We start from the raw sequence: 22,239 nt of genomic DNA on the forward strand, positions 1-22,239 counted from the left end.
CGCCGGGGCGCGCTTGTCGACGCATGCGGGGGGAGTCCGTTCCCTGTGTGGTCGCCTTGGCGCTCCCTGCCGGGTCGGGCGACGGTCTCACTCCTCCGGGGAGTGCATCCGTGCCATGCCCGGCGCGCCGAGGTTGGCGTAGTGCTGGAGCTTGGTCAGCTTGTGCTCGGAGATGACCTCGCGGATCGTGCCGGACTTCGAGCGCATCACCAGCGAGTGGGTCGTCGCGTCGCCGCCGTGGTAGCGGACGCCGCGCAGCAGCTCGCCGTCGGTGATGCCCGTCGCGGCGAAGAAGCACTCGTCGCCGGTGACCAGGTCATCGGTCGAAAGCACGCGTTCGAGGTCGTGGCCGGCGTCGAGGGCCTTCTGGCGCTCGGCGTCGTCCTGGGGCCACAGCTGGCCCTGGATCACACCCCCGAGGCACTTGATCGCGCAGGCGGTGATGATGCCCTCCGGCGTTCCGCCGATGCCCAGCAGCATGTCGATCCCGGTGTTCGGGCGGGCGGCCATGATGGCGCCGGCCACGTCGCCGTCGGAGATGAAGCGGATGCGGGCGCCGGCCTCGCGGACCTCCTGCGCCAGCTTCTCGTGGCGGGGGCGGTCGAGCATGACCACGGTGACGTCTTCGACGCCCTCGTTCTTGGCCTTCGCCACGGCGCGGACGTTCTCGGCGACGGGCTTGCGGATGTCGACGACATCGGCGGACTCGGGGCCGACGACCAGCTTGTTCATGTAGAACACGGCACTCGGGTCGTACATCGTGCCGCGCGCCGACACCGCCAGCACGGCCACGGCGTTCGGCTGGCCCTTGGCCGTCAGTGTCGTGCCGTCGATCGGATCGACCGCCACATCGCACTCGGGGCCCGAACCGTCACCGACCTCCTCACCGTTGTAAAGCATCGGGGCGTTGTCCTTCTCGCCCTCACCGATGACCACGGTGCCGCGCATCTGCACCGTCGAGATCATCGTGCGCATCGCCTCCACGGCGGCGCCGTCGGCCAAGTTTTTCTCGCCGCGTCCGACCCAGCGGCCACCGGCCATGGCGGCGGCCTCGGTCACGCGTACGAGCTCGAGGGCGAGGTTGCGGTCCGGCTTCGGCATGTCGGGCATTCTGGTTCCCTTCCCCTTACGACGGCTCTGTCGCCGCGGTCCCTCGGCAGTCTAGGGGACGCCTGCCCACGCCCCGGGGCACGGCGCGACTTGCCCGCCCACTCTTCCTTCTCGACACCCGGTCGCCGCAGATCCTGTCATCGGGGGCTCCGCGGGCGTCATGAGGTAGTTTGCCGAGCAGGCCGTCCACAACACCGAGGGGTCATGTTGTCCGAGAGCATTGCTGCCGTCGTCGTCCTCGCCGCCGGAGGCGGCACCCGGATGAGGTCCCGGCGCTCGAAACTGCTGCACGAGGTCGCCGGCCGTTCGATGCTGTCGTACGCCGTCAGCGCCGCTGAGTCGGTCTCGCCGCAGCACCTGGTGGTCGTCGTCGGCCATCAGCGCGAGGAGGTCGTCGCCCACCTGCACGACATCGCACCCGAGGTCCTCACCGCTGTCCAGGAGGAGCAGCACGGGACCGGTCATGCCGTCCAGTGCGGTCTCTCCGACCTCGGCGAGCTCGAGGGCGAGGTCATCGTCACCTACGGTGACGTGCCGATGCTGAGCGGAGAGACGCTGCAGGCGCTCGTCGAGGCCCACCGCTCGCTCGGCGACCAGGTCACCGTCCTCACCGCCCGCGTCCCCGACCCGACGGGTTACGGGCGCATCGTCCGCGACGACGAGGGTCAGGTCGAGCGCATCGTCGAGCACAAGGACGCCGACGACTCCCAGCGCGCCATCGACGAGATCAACTCTGGCATCTACGTCTTCGACGCCGACGTCCTGCGCGACGGCCTCGCCCGGATCACGGCCGACAACGCTCAGGGCGAGCTCTACCTGACCGACGTCCTCGGTATCGCGCGCAGTGACGGCAAGCGCGTCGGTGCGTTCGAGACCGAGGACCTGTGGCAGACCGAGGGTGTCAACGACCGCGTCCAGCTCGCCCGCATGAACCGTGAGATGAACCGCCGCATCTGCGAGCGCTGGATGCGCGCCGGCGTGACGATCCTCGACCCCGACTCGACGTGGATCCACTCCTCGGTCGACATCGCCCAGGACGTCACGATCCTCCCCGACACGTTCCTCGAGGGCGCCACGTCGATCGCCTCGGGCGCGATCATCGGCCCCGACACCACCCTCACGGACGCCGAGATCGGCCCCGACGCCGTGGTCGAGCGGTCCAAGGTCAACCTCGCCGTCATCGGCGAGGGCGTCACCGTAGGCCCGTTCGCCTATGTGCGTCCCGGCACCAACGTCGCCAGGAAGGGCAAGATCGGCGCGTTCGTCGAGACGAAGAACGCGGTGATAGGCGAGGGCGCGAAGGTGCCCCACCTGACGTACGCGGGCGACGCCATCATCGACGCCGGCGCGAACATCGGCGCCGGCACGATCTTCGCCAACTACGACGGTGAGAAGAAGTGGAAGACCCACGTGGGCCGCAACGCCTTCGTCGGCTCCAACTCGGTGCTCGTCGCGCCGGTCGACATCGGCGACGCCGCGTTCGTCGCGGCGGGCTCCGCGGTCACCGAGAACATCGCGCCGGGTGCGCTCGCCGTGGCCCGCGGCCGCCAGCACACGTCCGAGGGATGGGTGTCGCGCAAGAAGGCGGGGAGTAAGTTCGACGAGGCGGCGCAGGCCGCCACCGCGTACGCCGCCCACGGCGACGTCGTCGCCGATCAGGAACGTCAGAAGGAGTGCCAGTGATGAGCGGTGTGAAGAAGGGCGACCAGAAGCACCTGATGCTGTTCTCGGGGCGTGCCTACCCCGAGCTCGCGAAGGAGGTGGCCGACATCCTCCAAGTCGAGCTGACCCCGACGCGGGCGGTGACCTACGCGAACTCCGAGATCTACGTGCGCTTCGAGGAGTCCGTACGCGGCGCCGACGCGTTCGTCATCCAGTCCCACCCGGCCCCGGTGAACGAGTGGCTGATGGAACAGCTGATCATGGTCGACGCCCTCAAGCGCGCGTCGGCCGAGCGCATCACCGTGGTCTCGCCGTTCTACCCCTACGGACGCCAGGACAAGAAGCACGTCGGCCGTGAGCCCATCTCGGCGCGCCTGGTCTCCGACCTCTACCTGGCCGCCGGCGCCGACCGCATCATGTCGGTCGACCTGCACGCCGCCCAGATCCAGGGATTCTTCAACGGGCCGGTCGACCACCTTTGGGGCCTGCCCGTGCTGTCGGACTACGTCAAGGAGAAGTACGGCAGCCACGATCTCGTCGTGGTCTCGCCCGATGCGGGCCGCGTGCGCCTGGCCGACCTGTGGACGGATCGTCTCGGCTGCCCGCTGGCGATCATCCACAAGCGTCGCGACCCGGACGTCGCCAACAAGTCGGCGGTCCACGAGGTCGTCGGCGACGTGAGGGGCAAGGTCTGCCTGCTGGTCGACGACATGATCGACACCGGCGGCACCATCTGCCAGGCCGCCGACGCGCTGATGGCGCGTGGCGCGGCGAAGGTCGTCGGTGCGGCCACCCACCCGGTGCTGTCCGGCCCGGCGATGGAGCGCCTCGAGGCGAGTGCGTTCGAGGAGGTCGTCGTCTGCAACACGCTGCCGATCGCGCCCGAGAACAAGATCGACAAGCTCACCGTCTTGTCCATCGCGCCGCTGCTGGCGAAGGCCGTCCACGAGGTCTTCGAGGACGGTTCGGTGACGTCGCTGTTCGACGGCCAGAGCTGAGATGCCTGCTGCCACGGGCCGTCCGGCGCCCGGGCGCCCTACGGCGTCCCCCACGCGCCGACGCACCCTGCAGGTGCTGCTCGGCGTCGTCTCGCTGGTCGTCCTGACCGTGGTCGGCACGCGCGCTCTGGCGCCCGTCGTCACCGCCCACCAGAACTCGATGGCCGAGCTGGCCGTGGGGGAGTGCGTCCAGATCGTGCCGCGTCCCGACAAGGGGCGGGGGGCCACGGGTGGGATGAACATCACCCACCAGAAGGTCGGGTGCAACACCGCGGGAGTCGTGACGTACGCCGTCGGCGCCGTCGGTGAGGGGAAGCTCGAGTGCCCCAATGGCAACTACATGGAGTACTTCGAGGTCGACGAGGCCCACAAGGAGCGGCCACGGCTGTGGACGGCGTGCCTGATGCCGAACCTCATGCAGGGTGCCTGCTACCAGCCCGACAACCTGACGAAGGCGTTCACGGTGGCTCAGTGCGGTGCGAGCGCTCTGTTCCGTGTGGAGTCCATGGCCGACGTCGACGACGTACGTCGCTGCAGCGCCACCTCCGAGCCCTTCACCTTCCCCGTCCCGGCGCGGACGTACTGCGTCAGCAGCCTGACCTGAGGGCGACCGTTTGGCGGCGGCGGCTCGTCGCCGCTACAGTGGGGCAGTCTTGGCGAGGGACCATCTGGTCCGTGATCGACTGGAACTCCTCGTCCACCGTGCCCTGTCCTGGGCATCGTCCCACCTGAGGAGTGAACATGTCTGACCAGCTCAACCTGGACGCGGAGCTCCGCGAGGAGTTCGGCAAGGGCGCTGCCCGCCGTCTGCGTCGCGCCAACCGTATCCCCGCGGTCATCTACGGCCACGGCATCGACCCGATCCACATCTCGCTGCCCGGTCACCAGACCCTGCTGGCGCTGCGCGTCGACAACGCGGTCCTGAACATCGACATCAAGGGTGGCCAGCCGCAGATGGCGCTGGCCAAGCAGGTCACGCGCGACCCGATCAAGGGCTTCATCGAGCACGTCGACCTCGTCGTCGTCCGCAAGGGCGAGAAGGTCACCGTCGACGTCGCCATCAATGTCACCGGTGAGGCCGCCCCCGAGACCGTCGTGGTCGTTGACAACAACACCGTCTCGCTCGAGGCCGAGGCCACGAACATCCCCGAGACCATCGAGGTCTCCATCGAGGGCATGCAGGCTGGCACCCAGGTGCTCGCGAAGGACCTCGACCTGCCCGCGGGCTCGTCGCTGGCCGGTGACGAGGAGCTGCTCATCGTCAACGTGACCCAGGCCGTCTCCGAGGAGGCGCTCGAGGCCGAGCTCGCCGAGGCCGAGGCCGAGGCCGGCATCGAGCGCGAGGAGTCCGACGAGGAGAAGGCCGAGGCCGAGGGGGACACCGAGGAGAAGTCCGAGGGCGACGCCGACGCCGCGGGCGACAACGAATAATCTCCTTCCATGGCGACATGGCTTGTGGTGGGGCTCGGGAATCCGGGCCCCACCTATGCGTCCCACCGCCACAACGTCGGCTTCATGGTTGTCGACGAACTCGCCCGCCGAGCGGGAGCGGGCTTCACCGCCCCGAAGGGCATGCGCGCCGACGTGTGTGAGACACGCGTGTCGGCGGCCGGCGTGGGGGCGCCAGCGGCGGACGCCCAGCGCCTGGTCCTCGTCAAGCCGCGGACCTACATGAACGAGTCGGGTCAGGCCGTCGGCAAGCTGACCGCCTTCCACAAGATCCCCGTGTCCCAGGTCGTCGCTGTCCACGACGAGCTCGACCTCGACCTGGGCATGCTGCGGTTGAAGTGCGGGGGTGGCGACAACGGCCACAACGGGCTGAAGTCGATGCGCGCCCACCTGCGCTCTGGCGACTTCTTCCGCGTACGCTTCGGCATCGGCCGTCCGCCGGGACGTCAGGCTCCTGCCGACTTCGTGCTCTCCAGCTTTCCGGCGGCCCAGCGCGTCGACCTGGAGATCGACGTGTCGCGGGCCGCGGATGCCGTGGAATCGCTCGTGGTCGAGGGTCTGTCGGCGGCGCAGAACCGGTTCAACGCCTGACCCCGGACGCGCGGGTGCGCGGAGAGGGGGTGGGTGACCTCCGCGCACCCACGCGGTCAGGGAACCATCCGGAAGAACGTCGCGCCGTCGACCAGCTGACCGTCGGCGCCTTGCAGCCGACCACCGATCCACTGCCAGTATCCGTCGGAGCCGTAGCCGAAGTTCGGGTCACCCGGGGGGATGAGGTAGAACTCCACGCGGTACGCGTATCCCCGGCCCGAGTAGATCCCGACCGAATACTCGGGGTGGATGGGCACCCGCTTGTCCGCGCCCGTCCGCCGGGGGTCGTTCGCCGGGATGCGGAACAGCACCACGTCTCCGGGGACGGCCTCCGCGGCGGAGACGGGACGGCCCTGGGCCATGATCTCCTGCACCGTGCCGGGGATCGTCAGGCCGCCAGAGGCGTACTCCTTCTGGACCTTGCCCGCGCCGTCGCCGGTCAGCAGCATCTCGATGCGCTGCGAGTGCATGGCGACGCGGTACAGCGCCATGTTGGGAACGATGCGGGTGAGCGCAGTCCAGGTCGCCGGCGTGGCGACCGGGCTGCTGCCGAGCCCGTTCGCGGCGTTGAACTTCGAGACGGCCCGTTCCATGTCCCGGTTGAATTCCCGGCTGCGGAGGGGATAGCCGTTCTCGACCAGCCAGCAGTTCAGGGCATCCACCGCGCCGCGGCGGTCAACGTCGTACCGCTGCGAGCGGGGCACCCGCGAGTCGGGCCGGACGGTCGAGTCGAGGAAGTTCACGCTGCAGTTGCCGGACAGGACGTGGTCTGCGGCGCGGGCCGGCGCGGCGCCGGTGAGGAGACCCACGGCGAGCGTGGAGCTGATCGCCGTCACAGCGGCTGCTCGGCGGAAGGATGTTTTCACGGTCACGATGCTCCTTGGGGGTGGTACCGACGGGTGTCGGATGGGGTGAGCGTATCTGCTTGACCAATCAATTAACAAGGGTCAGTCCGGGGTCGGTCGGCGGGGGATCTGACGTTGGCTGAGCGAGGTCCGCCTGCGGCCGGGTCGAAGCCCGGCCGGGCTTCGACTCGCTGCGCTCGCTCTGCCGGCGCATCCCGGGCTTCGACTCGCTGGCGCTCGCTCAGCCAGCGAGGCGGGCGCGTACGATGATGGGCGCACCCGACCGAACTGGAGACCAGCGTGGCCCGCATCCTCATCGTGACGACGAGCACTCCCGAGTACGCCGATGCCGGCTATCGCACCGGCCTGTGGCTGGGCGAGCTCACCCACTTCTGGGACGTGGCCGAGAAGGCCGGCCACACCCTCGAGATCGCCTCCATCGCCGGTGGCCGGGTGCCCCTCGACCCCGAGTCGCTGAGCGCCCCGATGCTCGCCATGGGTGGCACCGGGAAGCGCTACCGCGACCGGGACTACATGGACCTGCTGAGCGAGACGAAGTCCGTGGCCCAGGTCTCCGCGGACGCGTACGACGCGATCTACCTGACCGGCGGCCACGGCACGATGTTCGACTTCCCGAAGAGCCGCCACCTCGCGCGCCTGGTCGGCGCGTTCGCCGACCAGGACAAGGTCGTCTCGGCGGTCTGCCACGGGCCGACGGGACTGCTCAACGCCAAGCGGGCCAACGGAAAGCCGCTGCTGGCCGGCCGTCGGGTGACCGGCTTCGCCTGGCGCGAGGAGAAGGTGGCGGGACGCGCCGACGCCGTGCCGTTCAGCCTCGAGAAGATGCTGCGCCGGGGCGCCCGTCGCTACACGAAGGCGCGGGTCCCCATGGGCAAGCACGTCGTGGTCGACGGGCTCCTGATCACCGGCCAGAACCCCACCTCGGCCAAGGGTGTGGCCAAGGCGGTCGTGAAGCTGCTCAAGGACCGCTGAGCGGCTGCTCGGCGGCGTCCCCCCGCCACGGGACGGGTAGAGTGCCGGGGTGACGCTGCAGGGACTGGTCAAGCTCGCATCCACCGACCCCGTCATCGCCGAGGCCTGCGATGACGCGCGCTCACGTACCCTCAGCCAGCTCGATCTGGCGGTGACGCCACCGCTGCGCCCGGTCGTCGCCGCCGCGCTGGCCCAGGAGCGGCCCCTGCTGGTCGTCACCGCCACCTATCGCGAGGCCGAGAACGTCACCACGGCGCTCGGTGCGATCATGGGCGACGACCATGTCGCCTACTACCCGGCCTGGGAGACGCTCCCGCACGAGCGGTTGAGCCCCCGCTCCGACACCGTCGGACGCCGCCTCGCCGTGCTGCGCCGGCTGGCGGGACCCGCCGACCAGACGCCTCGTGTGGTCGTCGCCCCCGTGCGCTCGGTGCTGCAGCCCCAGGTCAAGGGGCTCGCCGACCTCACGCCGGTCCGCGTCGCGACGGGGGAGGACCACGACCTCGACGAGCTCGCCGGACGCCTGGTCGCCGCCGCCTACCACCGAGTCGACCTCGTCGAGCGGCGCGGCGAGTTCGCGGTGCGCGGCGGCATCGTCGACGTCTTCCCGCCGACGGCCGAACACCCCGTACGCATCGACTTCTTCGGCGACACCGTCGAGGAGATCCGCACGTTCACCGTCGCCGACCAGCGCTCCACCGACCAGGTCCTTCCCGAGGTCACCGCCGACCCGTGCCGCGAGCTCCTGCTCACCGACGAGGTCCGCGCCCGCGCGCTCGACCTGGCCGAGAAGCACCCCGAGCTCGCAGAGATGCTCGAGAAGATGGCCGAGGGCCACGCGGTGGAGGGCATGGAGGCGCTCGCGCCCGCGCTCGTAGACGGCATGGAGCTGCTCGTCGACGTCATGCCCGCCGACACGCTCGTCGTGGTCGCCGACCCCGAGCTCGTCCGCGGCCGCGCCGACGATCTGACCGCCGTCAGCGACGAGTTCCTGCAGGCCTCCTGGGCCGCCGCCGCGGGCGGGGGACAGGCCCCCATCGACCTCGGGGCGTCCGCATACCGCGCGCTCGACGACGTACGCGACCACGCCCTCGGCCGCGGCCAGGGCTGGTGGACGTTCAGTCCGTTCCAGGCCGCCCCCGACGAGACCCGCCTCGTCGACGGCCACGCCACCGAGTCGTGGAAGGGCGACGCCGAGGCCGCGGTCGCCGACATCAAGCAGGCCATGGCCGACGGCTGGAGCGTCGTGCTCGTGGCCGAGGGCAAGGGTCTGGTCAAGCGCATGGTCGAGCTGCTCGGCGAGCACGAGATCACGACGAAGGCCGTCCGTGCGCTGAAGGCCCCGCCGAAGAAGGGGATCGTCACGGTCGCGCTCGCCCCGCTGCCGCACGGCTTCCGCCTCGACCCGGTGAAGCTGGCCGTGTTCACCGGCGGCGACCTGTCCGGCCGAGGCCCCGCCGACAAGTCCGCTCGGCGCATGCCGACGCGTCGAAAGAACCAGGTGGACCCCCTCGAGCTCACCGCGGGCGACCCCGTCGTCCACGATCAGCACGGCGTGGGCCGCTACGTCGAGATGATCCAGCGCAGCGCCGGCGGCTCGACGCGCGAATACCTCGTCATCGAGTACGCCCCGTCCAAGCGCGGCCAGCCGGGCGACCGGCTGTTCGTGCCGATGGACCAGCTCAACCTGGTCACCCGCTACGTCGGCGGCGAGGCGCCGAGCCTCGACAAGATGGGCGGCGCCGACTGGGCGAAGCGCAAGTCGCGGGCCCGCCGTGCGGTCAAGGAGATCGCTGCCGAGCTCATCAAGCTGTACGCCGCCCGCCAGGCCTCTCGCGGCCACGCCTTCTCGGCCGACACCCCGTGGCAGTGCGAGCTCGAGGACGCCTTCGCGTACGTCGAGACTCCCGACCAGCTCGCCTGCATCGAGGAGGTCAAGCACGACATGGAGCAGGTCGTGCCGATGGATCGCCTCATCTGCGGCGACGTGGGCTACGGCAAGACCGAGATCGCCGTGCGCGCAGCGTTCAAGGCCGTCCAGGACGGCAAGCAGGTCGCCGTGCTCGTGCCCACGACGATCCTTGTGCGCCAGCACGCGGAGACGTTCGCGGGCCGCTTCGCGGGCTTCCCCGTGCGCGTCGGCCAGCTGTCGCGTTTCCAGTCCGACAAGGAGGCGAAGGCCGTACGCCAGGGCATCGCCGACGGCACGCTCGACGTGGTCGTCGGCACCCACGGCCTGCTCAGCGACCAGATCCGGTTCAAGGACCTCGGCCTGGTCATCATCGACGAGGAGCAGCGCTTCGGCGTCGAGCACAAGGAACAGCTCAAGAAGCTGCGCCTGAACGTCGACGTGCTCGCCATGTCGGCCACGCCGATCCCGCGCACCCTCGAGATGGCCGTGACCGGCATCCGTGAGATGTCGACCATCACCACCCCGCCGGAGGAGCGCCACCCCGTCCTGACGTTCGTCGGCCCCTACGACCGCGGCCAGATCGCAGCGGCGATCCGAAGGGAGCTGCTGCGCGAGGGTCAGGTCTTCTACATCCACAACCGCGTCCAGTCGATCGAGCGCACCGCGCAGGTCCTCGCCGAGCTCGTCCCCGAGGCACGCGTCGTGACCGCCCACGGACAGATGGGGGAGAAGCGGCTCGACCAGGTCATGCAGGACTTCGTCGATCGCCGCTACGACGTGCTGGTGTGCACCACCATCGTCGAGGCCGGGCTCGACATCTCCACGGCGAACACGCTCATCATCGAGCGGGCCGACATGTTCGGGCTGTCCCAGCTCCACCAGCTGCGCGGCCGCGTGGGACGCTCCCGCGAGCGCGGGTACGCGTACTTCCTCTACCCGCCGGACAAGCCGCTGACCGAGACCGCCCACGACCGGCTGTCGACGATGGCGGCCAACACCGAGCTCGGGGCGGGCATGCAGATCGCGATGAAGGACCTCGAGATCCGCGGTGCCGGCAACCTGCTCGGCGGCGAGCAGTCGGGCCACATCGCCGATGTCGGCTTCGACCTCTACATCCGGCTCGTCGGCGAGGCCGTCACCGACTTCCGCTCCGACGGCACCGAATCCGAGGCCGTCCCCGAGATGCGCATCGAGATCCCCGTCGAGGCCCACCTGCCCGACGACTACGTCGGCTCCGAGCGCCTGCGCCTGGAGATGTACAAGCGCCTGGCCGAGGTCGCCTGCGACGAAGACGTCGAGGCCGTGCGCGCCGAGCTGCTCGACCGATACGGCGAGCTCCCGCCGCCGGTGGAGACGCTGCTGGAGGTCGCACGCTTCCGCACGATGTGCCGTGCGGCCGGGCTGACCGAGGTCGTCGCCCAGGGCTCGAACATCCGCTTCGGCCCCCACGACCTGCCCGACTCGCGTGCCGCTCGCCTCGCCAGGCTCCACCCGCGCGCCGTCGTCAAGCCGCAGTGGATCCTGGTCCCGCGCCCGAGGGCCGCGACGATCGGCGGCCCGGCGCCGGTCGACCGCGAGCTCCTGCAGTGGTGCGAACAGGTCGTGAAGGACATCTTCCTGCCCTAGGGGCACGACTGCTCTAGGATGGGCGCGGATCACGGCGCGGACGCGTCGCGCGATGCGACTTCTGGAGGAGAACGAGATGAAGCTGGGCCGGTTCGTGGCGATGGGTGCGGCAGGCGCCCTGGTGCTGTCGCTGAGCGCGTGCAACTCGCCGAGCACGGCGGCGGTCGTCGACGGTCAGCGCATCTCCACCAGCGAGGTCACGGAGGCCACCGACGGCTTCAACCGAGCCACCGAGCGTGTCGCCGCCAAGCAGGGTCGCCGCGCCACCGCCGCGCCCGAGGCGGCTGTCCTGAACCTGATGATGCGCGCGAAGGCCGCCGAGTCGCTGGCCGGACCCGACGCCGCCGCCCTTCGCGGTCATGCCGACCTCCTCCTGAACGATCCCGACTGGGCCAACCCCGAATACGTCAACGACCCGGCGGCCCGCCCCTTCGTGAGGGCCATCGCCATCGCCGAGACCCAGGCCCAGGCCATGGGCGAGGAACAGTTCGAGGCCGCGCTCCAGCGGGTGAAGACGCAGGTGAATCCCCGCTACGGCCTCGCCGACATGAAGGCCCTCAGCCGCGACGCGACGACCGGAGAGCCGCTCACCCGGTCGTCGTCGCTGTCGAACGCCAGCTGACGCCACCCGACGAGATGGCGGATCACGCGGAGCTGGTGCGGTTCGTCGGCGTGATGCATCGCCTGCGCCGCGAATGCCCTTGGGACGCCGAGCAAACCCACCGCTCGCTGCTGCACTACCTGGTCGAGGAGGCCTGCGAGGTCGTCGACGCAGTGGAGTCAGGGTCCGACAACGACCTGCGCGAGGAGCTCGGTGACCTGCTCCTCCAGGTCGTGTTCCACGCGGCGATCGCCGAGCAGGAGGACCGCTTCACCATCGACGACGTCGCCCACGGCATCAGCGAGAAGCTCATCGCCCGCCACCCGTACGTGTTCGCCGACGGCGACGTGCCCGACGACCTCGACGCGACGTGGGAGGAACGCAAGCGCGCCGAGAAGGGGCGTACGTCGTCGCTGGACGGGATCCCCGTCCGCCTGTCCGCCCTCGCCCGTGCCAACAAGGTCATCTCTCGGGCGCGCTCCCACAAGGTGCCCGTCGACCTCCCCGACGATCCCGTGACGGCCGACGAGGTGGGGCGTACGGCGCTCGATCTCGTCGCCCGCGCGCAGGCCTCCGGCGTCGACCCGGAACAGGCCGTGCGCGACGCCCTGCGCGCGCTCGAGGACGACGTACGCGCCGCCGAGAGCAGCTAGTCGCGCCCCCCACCAGCCGCGCGGAGGCCGCGCACTAGGGTGGTGACCGAGGGCAGCCCGTGGGGCTCGTCCCACCGGAAATCCACACGAAAGGCTTCCATCGTGGCAACCATCGCTTTCATCGACGCACGTGAGATCCTCGACTCGCGCGGCAACCCGACCGTCGAGGTGCAGGTCGTCCTGGACGACGGCTCCGAGGGCCGCGCCGCAGTCCCGTCGGGTGCCTCGACCGGTGCCTTCGAGGCCGTCGAGCTCCGTGACGGCGGCGAGCGCTACGGCGGCAAGGGCGTGCTGAAGGCCGTCGAGAACGTCACCGAGCAGATCCAGCCCGAGCTCCTGGGCTTCGAGGCCTCCGAACAGCGCCTCATCGACGACGCGATGCTCCAACTCGACGAGACTGACAACAAGGGCAAGCTCGGCGCGAACGCCATTCTCGGCGTGTCGCTCGCCGTCGCCCACGCCGCCGCCGAGTCGGCCGGCCTGAACCTCTACCGCTACGTGGGTGGCCCGAACGCCCACGTGCTGCCCGTGCCGATGATGAACATCCTCAACGGCGGCTCCCATGCCGACTCCAATGTCGACATCCAGGAGTTCATGATCGCCCCGATCGGCGCCGAGTCGTTCCGCGAGGCCCTCGAGATGGGCGCGGGTGTCTACCACGCGCTCAAGAAGGTCCTCAAGGACAAGGGCCTGTCCACCGGCCTCGGCGATGAGGGTGGCTTTGCTCCCAACCTCGAGTCGAACCGTGCTGCGCTCGACCTCATCATGGAGGCCATCAAGGCCGCCGGCTACACCCCGGGCGACCAGATCGCGCTCGCGCTCGACGTCGCCGCCTCGGAGTTCTACGACGAGGGCTCGAACGGCTACAAGTTCGAGGGTGGCACCAAGTCGGCCGCCGAGATGACCGACCTGTACGCCGAGTGGGTCGACGCCTACCCGCTGGTCTCCATCGAGGACCCGCTCAACGAGGAGGACTGGGAGGGCTGGAAGACCATCACCGATCGCCTCGGTGACAAGGTCCAGCTCGTCGGCGACGACCTGTTCGTCACCAACCCCGAGCGCCTCAAGCGCGGCATCGACACCGACACCGCCAACGCGTTGCTGGTGAAGGTCAACCAGATCGGCTCGCTGACCGAGACCCTCGACGCCGTCGACATGGCCCACCGCGCAGGCTTCAAGTGCATGATGTCCCACCGCTCCGGCGAGACCGAGGACGTCACGATCGCCGACCTGGCCGTCGCCACCAACTGCGGCCAGATCAAGACCGGTGCCCCGGCTCGCTCCGACCGCGTCGCGAAGTACAACCAGCTGCTCCGCATCGAGGAGGACCTCGACGAGGCCGCCTCGTACGCCGGTGCCGCGGCCTTCCCGCGCTTCAAGAAGTGATCACACCCGCGTGCTGATCTCCTGACGTGGCCCCGGACCCCGGTCCGGGGCCACGTCTGTTTCATTGGGCGGTGTCGCGCACCCGGATCGTCGGGCCGACCCACCTAGACTGGGTCTCGATGCCCAGCACCCCGCGTACCTCCCGCCCAGGAGCCGGCCCCGGCCGTGGTAAGCCACGTCACCGGCCGGTCTCGCGTACGCCGTCCACCGCATCCGTCACCACCGATGAGCTGCTCGCCCAAGAGGTGAAGCCGCCCGCGCCCCCGCGCGGCATAGGGGTCACGCGTCGCGCGATGATCCTGCTGGCGGTCGTCGCCTTCCTGGTGATCTCGTACGCCGGCTCCCTGCGAATCTATCTCGACACCGAGCGCCAGAACGCCGAGAACACCCAGAAGATCCAGCAGTCGCAGGCCCACATCGACGAGCTCAACGCCCAGCTCGCGCGGTGGGACGACCCCGACTTCGTGAAGGCCCAGGCGCGCGAGCGACTCGGCTGGGTGATGCCCGGCGAGGTCGGCTACCGCGTCATCGGTCCCGACGGCCAGCCGATCGGGACGCGCATGGAGCCGTCCACCGCACCGAGCGCCCCCCAGCCGCCCCGCACCTGGTGGCAGCGCATGTGGGGTGCGGTGAAGACCGCCGACCAGCCCGTCCCGACACCGACCCCGGCGCCGCCCACCCCGATGGCCACGCCCTCGGAGCGCCCGCCGATCACCGACGGCACGCGCACGCCCACCCCGAAGAAGTCCCCGACGCCGACGAAGAGGGCCGGATGAGCCACGACCAGCACGAACCGCGCCGCGAGCCGGCGTACGAGCCCATGACCGCAGCCGACGAGGCGGCGATCGAGGCCCAGCTCGAGCGCGCGCCGCGCGGCGTCGCCGGCATCGCCTGGCGCTGCCCGTGCGGCAAGCCCGGCGTCGTCGCAACCGAGCCCCGCCTGCCGAACGGCACGCCGTTCCCGACGACCTACTACCTCACGTGCCCGCGCGCGACCGCCGCGTGCTCGACGCTCGAGTCCCATGGCGTCATGGCCGAGATGACCCAGCGGCTGGGCGAGGACGCCGAGCTGGCGGCGGCCTACGAGAAGGCCCACGAAGCCTATCTGGCCGACCGCGCGGCGCTCGGCGACGTGCCCGAGATCGACGGCATCTCCGCGGGCGGCATGCCCACGCGCGTGAAGTGCCTGCACGTCCTCGTCGGACACGCCCTCGCCACCGGGCCGGGGGTCAACCCCCTCGGGGACGAGGCCGTCGCGGCCATCGGCGAGTTCTGGTCGCGTCCCTGCGCCGGCCCCGAGGCCGACGCATGATCCGTGCCGCGATCGACTGCGGCACCAACACCGTGCGCCTGTTGGTCCGCGACGACGAGCGAGTGGTCGTGCGGGCCGAACGCATCGTCCGGCTCGGTCAGGGCGTGGACGCCACGCGGGTCTTCCACCCCGACGCGCTGGCCCGCACGTTCGCCGCCGTCGACGAGTACGGCGACCTGATCGCCGCCCACGGCGCCACTCTGCTGCGGTTCGCCGCGACCTCGGCCGCGCGCGACGTCCGTGACATCAGTGAGCTCGACGCTGGCGTACGCTCCCGCCTCGGCGTGGGCGTCGACGTCCTCAGCGGCGCGGAGGAGGCGCGGCTGACGTTCCTCGGCGCGCTGTCCGCGGGCCCGGTCGAGGGGCCGGTCATGGTCACCGACATCGGCGGTGGATCCACCGAGGTCGTCGTCGGTGACGCCGACGGCAACATCCGGTCCGCCCACTCGCTCGACATGGGCGCGGTACGCCTGCGCGAACGATTCCTGCCGTCCGATCCGCCCACCGCCGCCGAGGTCGCGTCGGGCCGTGAGTACGCCGACTCCCTGCTCGACGGCCTGGACGTGGACTGGGGAAGCGTCCGCACCTGGATCGGCGTGGCCGGAACGTTCACCACGCTCGCCGCGGTCGCCCTGGGCCTGCCGGCGTACGATCCGGCCGCTGTGACCGGGACGCTCGTGGACCGTGCCGCACGCGACGCCGTGCTCGACCGGTGCCTGACCCGGCCCGTCGCCGAGCTCGTCGGAGCCCTCATCCCGCCGCTGCGTGCCGAGGTGATCGCCGGCGGTGCGCTCGTCCTGGCTGCCCTCGCCGACCGGCTCGACGGCCGGGACGTGCTCGTCCGTGACGCCGACCTGCTCGACGGGCTCGTGGTGGAGCGCGATGTCCCCATGTCGCGATAGGGTGCGACTCGAATCTCAGGAGGAGGAATGATGGAGACGTGGCAGCTGGCCCTGCTGGCGTTGTTCGCAATGCTGCTCATCGTGTCGGTGTTCAACATCGTCCGTATCCTGCTGGCCATGCGCAAGCCCGTGCCGACCACGTACGCGGCCGCCCCGGCACCCGTCGCGGAGACGGAGATTGCGCCCGTCGAGGACGAGCAGCCGCTCGACGTCACCACCACCGACTCCGCTGTCTTCGCACGACCCCAGGGCGCCGAGATCGACGCCGCGGCCTTCGAGGAGGCGGAGCACGCCGCCGACGAGCCGGTCATCGAGGACTCGGACGTCCGCCCCACCCGCGCAGCCGACTGACACCGACGGCCGACGCGCCCCCGTAGCCCAACGGCAGAGGCAGGCGGCTTAAACCCGCTCCAGTATGGGTTCGAATCCCATCGGGGGCACCCAGAACGAGACCCGACGAGTGGTCAGAGGTGGTTGCCCGAGCAGGTAGGCTCTGCGACAACTGTCGACCCCGACCTTTCCCTGATCCACGGCTCAGGGGGAACATGGCCGGTGGCCCCCAGCGTTGTGGTCGATGTATCCGAGATTCCCAGGAGGAACGATGCGCAGCGCCAACCCGATCCTGTCCCGCCGAGATGCCTTCACGCCGTCCGGCGGTGGCATGCCGCAGGGCTACCCCCAGTTCCCCGGCCAGCCGGTCGATCAGGGCTTCCAGCAGCCCCCGGTCTCCCGCGAGCCCCAGATGACCATGGACGATGTCGTCACGAAGACCACGGTCTCCCTGGCGGTCGTTGTCGTCGCCGCCGCGGCCGTGTTCTTCCTCGTGCCGGTCCAGATGGTGATGCCGGTCAGCATCGTGTCCGGCCTCGTCGCCTTCGTCACGTCGCTGGTCGTGGCCCTCCGCCGCAAGGTCTCCCCGGCGGCCGTGCTGTTCTTCGCCGCGTTCGAGGGCGCCTTCGTGGGCGGCCTGTCGAAGGTCTTCGAATACCTCTACCCCGGCATCGTCGTCGCCGCGATCTTCGCGACCTTCGTCGCCGCCGCCGTGACCCTCGGGGCCTACAAGTTCCTGAACCTCCGCATGGGTGCCCGCCTCAAGAAGGTCACCATGATCGGCACCATCGCGTACGCCGTCGTCATGCTCGTCAACCTCGGCTTCGCGCTCGCGGGCGTCGACCTCGGTATCCGTGACACCGGCAGCGGCGCCAGCCTGCTGTCCATGGCCGTCAGCGCCATCGCGGTCGTGCTGTGCGTGTTGAACCTCGTGATGGACTTCGAGTACGTGGAGGAGGGCGTCCGCATGGGTGCCCCGGCCTCGCAGTCCTGGAAGGCCGCCATGGGCCTCATGGCGACCCTCGTGTGGATGTACGTCGAGCTCCTGCGCATCCTCTCGTACTTCAGGGATTGAGAGCGCACAGGCATCGGGCGTGACCTGACCACGCAGAGAGCGGACCTCCCGGCGAGCGTCGGTCAGCGCGCCCCGATGTCTGGACGAGCACCAAGGAGAAGCCCCCGAGCAGCAGACCGGCACCGTCAGTGCTGACAGCAGCTCGGGGGCTTCGACGACTGCGAGGAAGACATCGGACCCCGGCGCGCGGGCGCGAGCCGGACTAAAGATGCTTGTCCAGCAGTGAGCGCGCACCGGCGGTCCAGTGCGTACGCCGCCAGGACTCGACCGGGACCCACTGGGCGCCGGAGGTGGTGCCGCCCACGTCGTGGACGACCGGGTCGGTCGGGTCGTCGCAGACGGCGGTGTAGACCAGGCGCAGCGCGTGGAAGTCTTCGGCCTGGCCGCTGGGGGCGCGGCCGATCCAGTGGTCGGACTGGATGTCGACGAGTTCGCCCATGCGTACGTGCTGGCCCGTCTCCTCCCAGACCTCGCGCTCCACCGTGCGGACGGGCGCCTCGCCCGGGTCGACGCCGCCGCCGGGCAGCCCCCACTGGCCCGGGACGTGCGTACGCCGGGAGAACTCGGTGGCCAGGACCCCGCGCGACGAGCGGACGATGCCGTACGCGGCCACGCGCTGGCGTACCTGCGGTGACTCGCCGGGGGCGAGGCGCAGGTCGGGGTCCATGCCGCGGGGGCGGCGTACGTGCATGCGGCCGCGGGAGTGGGGTGCCCCGAGCACCGTCACGATGATCTCGTCGCCCTGGCGGGTCGCGCTGAGCGGACGGGTGAGGCTGAGGCCGTGCTGCCACACGGCGACGTGGGGATCTTCGCCGTGGCCGAGGGTGGTGGCGAACAGGGCAGCACCTCCCGGCGCCGCGACACATACGATCCTCATCAAACCATCATCTCCCGAACGGCTCTGGGATGGCGAGTCGATGAGGCGGTGTGGCTATTCTTTTGGGCAACGACCGCGCGGCGGTTTCCCCCATACACGGAGGTCCGATGCAGTACAACCAGGGCAGTCAGCTGGATTCCAGCCAGGTCTCCACCGGTGGTGGGGGCGGCGGCGGACGCATTGCCGTGGGCGGCGGCATCGGCACGATGATCATCCTGTTCATCCTGTCGCAGATCCTCGGTGTCGACCTCACCGGCCTCGCCGGCGGCAGCCAGCAGACCACCACCCAGAATCAGGGCACCACCATGGCGCAGTGCCAGACGGGCGCCGACATCGAGAAGAACCGCGAGTGCCGCTGGGTGGCGTACACGAACTCCATCCAGGGCTACTGGGGCAAGACGCTGCGCGGCTACCGCGTGACGAAGACCAACCTGTTCTCCGGCCAGATCCAGACCGCGTGCGGCACGGCGACCGCCCAGGTCGGCCCGTTCTACTGCCCGTCCGACGAGCAGGTCTATCTCGACACCTCGTTCTTCGACGAGCTCATGAAGCAGCTCGGCGCCCAGGGTGGTGACGCCGCCGAGGCGTACGTCATCGCCCACGAGTACGGTCACCACATCTCCAACCAGATGGGGGTCATGGAACAGGTCCAGCGCGCCGGCAACCAGACCGGCCCGACCTCGCCCGGCGTACGCCTGGAACTGCAGGCCGACTGCTACGCCGGTGCCTGGCTCAAGAACGCCGCGTCCGACCCCAACGGCCCCATCTCCGGCATCACTCAGGACGACATCAACCGCGCCGTCGATGCAGCCAAGGCCGTCGGCGACGACCGCATCCAGCAGCAGATGCAGGGCAGGGTCAACCCCGAGCAGTGGACCCACGGCTCGTCGCAGATGCGCAAGTACTGGCTCGCCCAGGGCTACAACTCGGGCAACCCCAACTCGTGCGACACCTTCGCCCCCGGCGCCCAGGTGGGCTGAACCCGTAGTCACCCGAGCGGGGCACCCCCGTGCGGGGTGGATGAGGCGACCCACCAGAATGCTGGTCATGCGCATCGTCGACGAAGCCACACTGTCCGCCCGCCTGACCGGGGTACCCAACGGCTCCCGCGTCGTGTCCACCGGGAACTTCGCCGCTCCCATGACCCTGCTGGGGATCGTGGACCGATCGATGGAGGCGTTCCACCTGGCGATGCTGAACGCCCAGAAGGGCATCCCCGACCGTGAGGGAATCCAGTACGAGTCGCCGTTCGTCGGGCCCGGTATGCGCCGCCACCCGCGACTGCACTACTACCCGGCCCGCCTGTCGCTGGTGCCGCGCCTGTTCGACGGCCCGCTGGCCCCTGATGTCGTCCTGCTGCATGTCTCCCCGCCGCGTGGCGGGGTGGTGTCGCTGGGTATTGAGGTCAACATCATGCCGGCGGCGATCGAGGCGTGCCGCCGCCGCGGCGGTCTGGTGATCGCGCAGATCAACCCGAAGATGCCGTTCACGCGCGGTGATGCACTCATCCCGCTGTCCGACATCGACCTCGCCATCGAGGCGGAGGAGACGCTGGCCACGCACCAGCCCGGTGCGATCGACGACGCCTCCCGAGTCATCGGCGGCGCGGTGGCCGACCACGTCGTCGACGGGGCGACGCTCCAGACGGGCATCGGTGCGGTTCCGGACGCGGTGCTGGCGTCCCTCACCGACCGCAGGGGCCTCAAGGTGTGGACCGAGATGTTCTCCGACGGCGTGCTCGAGCTGGAGCGCCGCGGCTGCATGGACACCTCGACCCCGATCACGGGTTCGTTCCTGTTCGGCACCCAGGAGCTCTACGACTGGGCGGACGACAACGACCGCGTGCGCATGCTGCGCACGGAGAAGACCAACGACCCGGCCCTCATCGCGTCGAACCTGCTCATGGTCAGCGTGAACACGGCGCTACAGGTCGACCTGTTCGTGCAGGCCAACGCCTCGCGCATCAACGACATCATCTATTCGGGCACGGGTGGCCAGACCGACTTCATCGTCGGTGCACTGCACTCGCCGGGTGGCAAGGCCATGCTCGCCCTCAAGTCGTGGCACCCCAAGGCGAACGTGTCCACCATCGTCGGCCACCTCAAGGAGGCCACGACGTCGATGCAGATGTCCCACGTCGTCACCGAGCAGGGCATCGCCGAGATCTTCGGCCGCACGCAGTCGGAGCAGGCTGCAGGCCTCATCCAGCACGCCGCCCATCCCGACGCCCGCGACCAGCTGTGGGCCGAGGGCCAGGAGATGGGCCTGGTCTGAGGTTCAGCCCCGCGCGCAGATCCGCACGATGTCGTCCTCGTACGCGGGCTGCGCGCAGGGGAAGTTCCGGCGTACGGCGTCCGCGACCTGCGGGGGCACCTTCTCGAGCGCGAACCAGTCCTTCTGGACCACCGCATACCGGGCGGTCGGGTCGTCGAGGCACGCGAGGTTCTCGGCGAAGCTGGCGGTCCCGGTCACGCCGGACAGGTTGCCGCGCTGGAGGAACGTCGGGCTGACGTAGCGGCACGCCGACGGGTTCGGCAGCTGCCACGGCGTGGTGAAGCCGAGGTGGACGACGGGCGCGTCCGGTGCCACGACGCGCGCGACACGTTCGCGCAGCGCGGACGCCTCGGCGGCCTGCGCCCGGTTCGCGGCCGACGTCACGCGCGAGTGGGCCAGCGACACCGAGTACGCCGTGCGCGGGCTCAGCGGGACGAGCAGAGGAGCCAGCAGCAGCGGAGCCACGGCGAGGGGCAGCAGGTGGCTCGAGCCGCGCCGTGCGACGGCCGTCTCGACGACGGGGAGGACGGCGGCGACGACGGTCAGGGCGATACCGATCCACCACAGGCCGTCACGCGTACGCGGTCCCGCGGCGAACACCGCGATCCCGGCGCCGGTGCCGACGAGCGCGGTTGCGAGCCACGTCCACGGGACACCCGCGATGAGGTGCAGCAGGTGGCCGCGTACGCAGCCCGAGGCGACGAGGCCGGCGGCCAGGACGGGGATGGCGGCGAGGTGGTAGAGGAAGCCCTGGTGCTGGGCGGCGAAGGGGAGCGCGAGCACGACGATCGCCGCACATCCGCCGGCAGACGACCGTACGCGGCCGCGTACGGCCAGGTCGGTCAGGACCGTGAGCGCGACCAGCGTCATCGGGGAGACCAGCACGTGGTTCGCCCAGCCCTCCGCGAGCTGCCGGGGGAGCGCCGATGTGACGGTCGGGTTCAACAGCGGCATGTCGCGCAGCCACTGCCACTCGTGGGGCGCGACGAGCAGGGTGAGGCCGATGACGCCCACCGTGGAGACCAGGGTCGTCCACGCCAACCACTGGCCGCGCATGCGGTCGATCATCCAGACGAGCGCCACGGCCACGAGGGCGGTCGTCACCGTCGTGTATTTCAGCGCCCCCACGACACCCAGCACCGCGCCCGCGGCCAGGGGGCCCGCGCGGTGCCGGTCGCCCAGGCAGGCGATGCCGAGGGCGGCGGCAGCGGCGGCGGCGGCGAACCACTCGGGCTCGGCCAGGTCCCACGTCGGCGCGAGGACCAGCGCACCGCCGACCGCCAGCGCGACGAACGCCGCACCCGTGGCGCCGAGGACGCGGCGGAGCCCGTGGCCCAGCACCGCCGCGCAACCGATGGCGAGCAGCGAGCACAGGATGCGCAGGGCGTGGTCACCGACGACGGGATCGGCGGGCGTGACGCGTGCCAGGCCATCCATGAGCAGGCGGGTCACCAGCGGGCGGTGGGCCCACACGTCCATGCCGTACGCCTCGCCGGCACGCAGGACGCCGATGCCCTGGCGTACGTCCTGATTGACCCCCACGCGCCACCATTGCCACAGAGACGCGACGACCAGTGCGACCCCGAGCGCGACCCAAGATCCGCGGGGGAATCTGAAGGTCTTTTCATTCGGGGCCGATTTCA

At 70.2% G+C, this 22,239-nt stretch carries 21 protein-coding genes and 1 tRNA gene; 18 read left to right on the plus strand and 4 right to left on the minus strand.

All coding sequences use genetic code 11. The annotated features are described in order from the left end of the window. Positions 1 to 87 precede the first annotated feature (87 nt). A complete protein-coding gene (gene glpX, locus ACYVGD_RS01325; RefSeq protein WP_460741166.1) occupies positions 88 to 1,101 on the minus strand; it encodes a class II fructose-bisphosphatase in 1,014 nt (337 codons plus the stop codon). Between the two features lie 213 nt (positions 1,102 to 1,314). On the opposite strand from glpX, the gene glmU reads away from it, so the two are divergent. The 5 genes from glmU to pth all read left to right on the plus strand — a co-directional run bounded on the left by glmU (position 1,315) and on the right by pth (position 5,810). Beyond that, positions 1,315 to 2,793: a bifunctional UDP-N-acetylglucosamine diphosphorylase/glucosamine-1-phosphate N-acetyltransferase GlmU gene (gene glmU, locus ACYVGD_RS01330; RefSeq protein ID WP_460741167.1), complete on the plus strand. Its 1,479-nt coding sequence runs from the start codon at positions 1,315 to 1,317 to the stop codon at positions 2,791 to 2,793. Further along, the gene (locus ACYVGD_RS01335) at positions 2,793 to 3,770 is read left to right on the plus strand and encodes a ribose-phosphate diphosphokinase (RefSeq protein ID WP_460741168.1); all 978 of its coding nucleotides are present in this window, start codon (positions 2,793 to 2,795) and stop codon (positions 3,768 to 3,770) included. Before glmU ends, ACYVGD_RS01335 begins: the two co-directional genes overlap by 1 nt. A 1-nt stretch (position 3,771) precedes the next feature. Continuing rightward, on the plus strand, positions 3,772 to 4,374 hold the full coding sequence (locus tag ACYVGD_RS01340; RefSeq protein WP_460741169.1) for a hypothetical protein: 603 nt from the start codon (positions 3,772 to 3,774) through the stop codon (positions 4,372 to 4,374). Positions 4,375 to 4,511: 137 nt separating this feature from the next. After that, positions 4,512 to 5,201, plus strand: coding sequence for a 50S ribosomal protein L25/general stress protein Ctc (locus ACYVGD_RS01345; RefSeq protein ID WP_460741170.1), 690 nt, complete (start codon positions 4,512 to 4,514; stop codon positions 5,199 to 5,201). Between the two features lie 9 nt (positions 5,202 to 5,210). Next, positions 5,211 to 5,810 carry an aminoacyl-tRNA hydrolase gene (pth, locus tag ACYVGD_RS01350; protein ID WP_460741171.1) on the plus strand — a complete coding sequence of 200 codons (600 nt, stop codon included), beginning with the start codon at positions 5,211 to 5,213 and terminating at the stop codon, positions 5,808 to 5,810. 56 nt (positions 5,811 to 5,866) lie between these two features. Here pth and ACYVGD_RS01355 read toward each other — a convergent pair whose 3' ends face one another. Then, a complete protein-coding gene (locus tag ACYVGD_RS01355) occupies positions 5,867 to 6,682 on the minus strand; it encodes a peptidoglycan-binding domain-containing protein (RefSeq protein ID WP_460741172.1) in 816 nt (271 codons plus the stop codon). Between the two features lie 273 nt (positions 6,683 to 6,955). Here ACYVGD_RS01355 and ACYVGD_RS01360 point away from each other — a divergent pair, with 273 nt between their 5' ends. From ACYVGD_RS01360 to ACYVGD_RS01410, 11 genes are all read left to right on the plus strand, one after another. Then, the gene (locus ACYVGD_RS01360) at positions 6,956 to 7,648 is read left to right on the plus strand and encodes a type 1 glutamine amidotransferase domain-containing protein (protein WP_460741173.1); all 693 of its coding nucleotides are present in this window, start codon (positions 6,956 to 6,958) and stop codon (positions 7,646 to 7,648) included. Between the two features lie 49 nt (positions 7,649 to 7,697). Next, a complete protein-coding gene (mfd, locus tag ACYVGD_RS01365) occupies positions 7,698 to 11,186 on the plus strand; it encodes a transcription-repair coupling factor (protein WP_460741174.1) in 3,489 nt (1,162 codons plus the stop codon). A 52-nt stretch (positions 11,187 to 11,238) separates the two neighbouring features. Further along, a complete protein-coding gene (locus ACYVGD_RS01370) occupies positions 11,239 to 11,808 on the plus strand; it encodes a hypothetical protein (protein WP_460741175.1) in 570 nt (189 codons plus the stop codon). Between the two features lie 14 nt (positions 11,809 to 11,822). After that, the gene (locus tag ACYVGD_RS01375) at positions 11,823 to 12,440 is read left to right on the plus strand and encodes a nucleoside triphosphate pyrophosphohydrolase (RefSeq protein ID WP_460741176.1); all 618 of its coding nucleotides are present in this window, start codon (positions 11,823 to 11,825) and stop codon (positions 12,438 to 12,440) included. Between the two features lie 102 nt (positions 12,441 to 12,542). Continuing rightward, a complete protein-coding gene (gene eno, locus ACYVGD_RS01380; RefSeq protein ID WP_460741177.1) occupies positions 12,543 to 13,826 on the plus strand; it encodes a phosphopyruvate hydratase in 1,284 nt (427 codons plus the stop codon). 119 nt (positions 13,827 to 13,945) lie between these two features. After that, positions 13,946 to 14,602, plus strand: a complete 657-nt coding sequence (locus tag ACYVGD_RS01385; protein WP_460741178.1) for an FtsB family cell division protein — start codon at positions 13,946 to 13,948, stop codon at positions 14,600 to 14,602. After that, a complete protein-coding gene (locus tag ACYVGD_RS01390; protein WP_460741179.1) occupies positions 14,599 to 15,138 on the plus strand; it encodes a DUF501 domain-containing protein in 540 nt (179 codons plus the stop codon). Before ACYVGD_RS01385 ends, ACYVGD_RS01390 begins: the two co-directional genes overlap by 4 nt. Then, the gene (locus ACYVGD_RS01395; protein WP_460741180.1) at positions 15,135 to 16,040 is read left to right on the plus strand and encodes a Ppx/GppA phosphatase family protein; all 906 of its coding nucleotides are present in this window, start codon (positions 15,135 to 15,137) and stop codon (positions 16,038 to 16,040) included. Before ACYVGD_RS01390 ends, ACYVGD_RS01395 begins: the two co-directional genes overlap by 4 nt. Before the next feature lie 30 nt (positions 16,041 to 16,070). Further along, positions 16,071 to 16,391, plus strand: a complete 321-nt coding sequence (locus tag ACYVGD_RS01400) for a hypothetical protein (RefSeq protein WP_460741181.1) — start codon at positions 16,071 to 16,073, stop codon at positions 16,389 to 16,391. A gap of 16 nt (positions 16,392 to 16,407) precedes the next feature. Continuing rightward, positions 16,408 to 16,480 (plus strand) — tRNA-Leu (locus tag ACYVGD_RS01405). A gap of 161 nt (positions 16,481 to 16,641) precedes the next feature. Beyond that, positions 16,642 to 17,445, plus strand: a complete 804-nt coding sequence (locus ACYVGD_RS01410) for a Bax inhibitor-1/YccA family protein (protein ID WP_460741182.1) — start codon at positions 16,642 to 16,644, stop codon at positions 17,443 to 17,445. A gap of 202 nt (positions 17,446 to 17,647) precedes the next feature. Here the strand turns inward: ACYVGD_RS01410 and ACYVGD_RS01415 are convergent, their stop codons facing one another. Further along, positions 17,648 to 18,322 carry an NUDIX hydrolase gene (locus ACYVGD_RS01415; protein WP_460741183.1) on the minus strand — a complete coding sequence of 225 codons (675 nt, stop codon included), beginning with the start codon at positions 18,320 to 18,322 and terminating at the stop codon, positions 17,648 to 17,650. Between the two features lie 107 nt (positions 18,323 to 18,429). Here ACYVGD_RS01415 and ypfJ point away from each other — a divergent pair, with 107 nt between their 5' ends. Together ypfJ and ACYVGD_RS01425 are read left to right on the plus strand one after the other, a co-directional pair. Beyond that, complete coding sequence (gene ypfJ, locus ACYVGD_RS01420) at positions 18,430 to 19,302, plus strand: KPN_02809 family neutral zinc metallopeptidase (protein ID WP_460741184.1); 873 nt, start codon at positions 18,430 to 18,432, stop codon at positions 19,300 to 19,302. Between the two features lie 73 nt (positions 19,303 to 19,375). Then, positions 19,376 to 20,596 carry an acetyl-CoA hydrolase/transferase family protein gene (locus ACYVGD_RS01425; protein ID WP_460741215.1) on the plus strand — a complete coding sequence of 407 codons (1,221 nt, stop codon included), beginning with the start codon at positions 19,376 to 19,378 and terminating at the stop codon, positions 20,594 to 20,596. Between the two features lie 3 nt (positions 20,597 to 20,599). On the opposite strand, the gene ACYVGD_RS01430 is transcribed toward ACYVGD_RS01425, so the two are convergent. Then, complete coding sequence (locus ACYVGD_RS01430) at positions 20,600 to 22,138, minus strand: hypothetical protein (protein ID WP_460741185.1); 1,539 nt, start codon at positions 22,136 to 22,138, stop codon at positions 20,600 to 20,602. Between the last annotated feature and the right edge of the window lie 101 nt (positions 22,139 to 22,239).

It is taken from the genome of Mariniluteicoccus endophyticus (assembly GCF_054780035.1).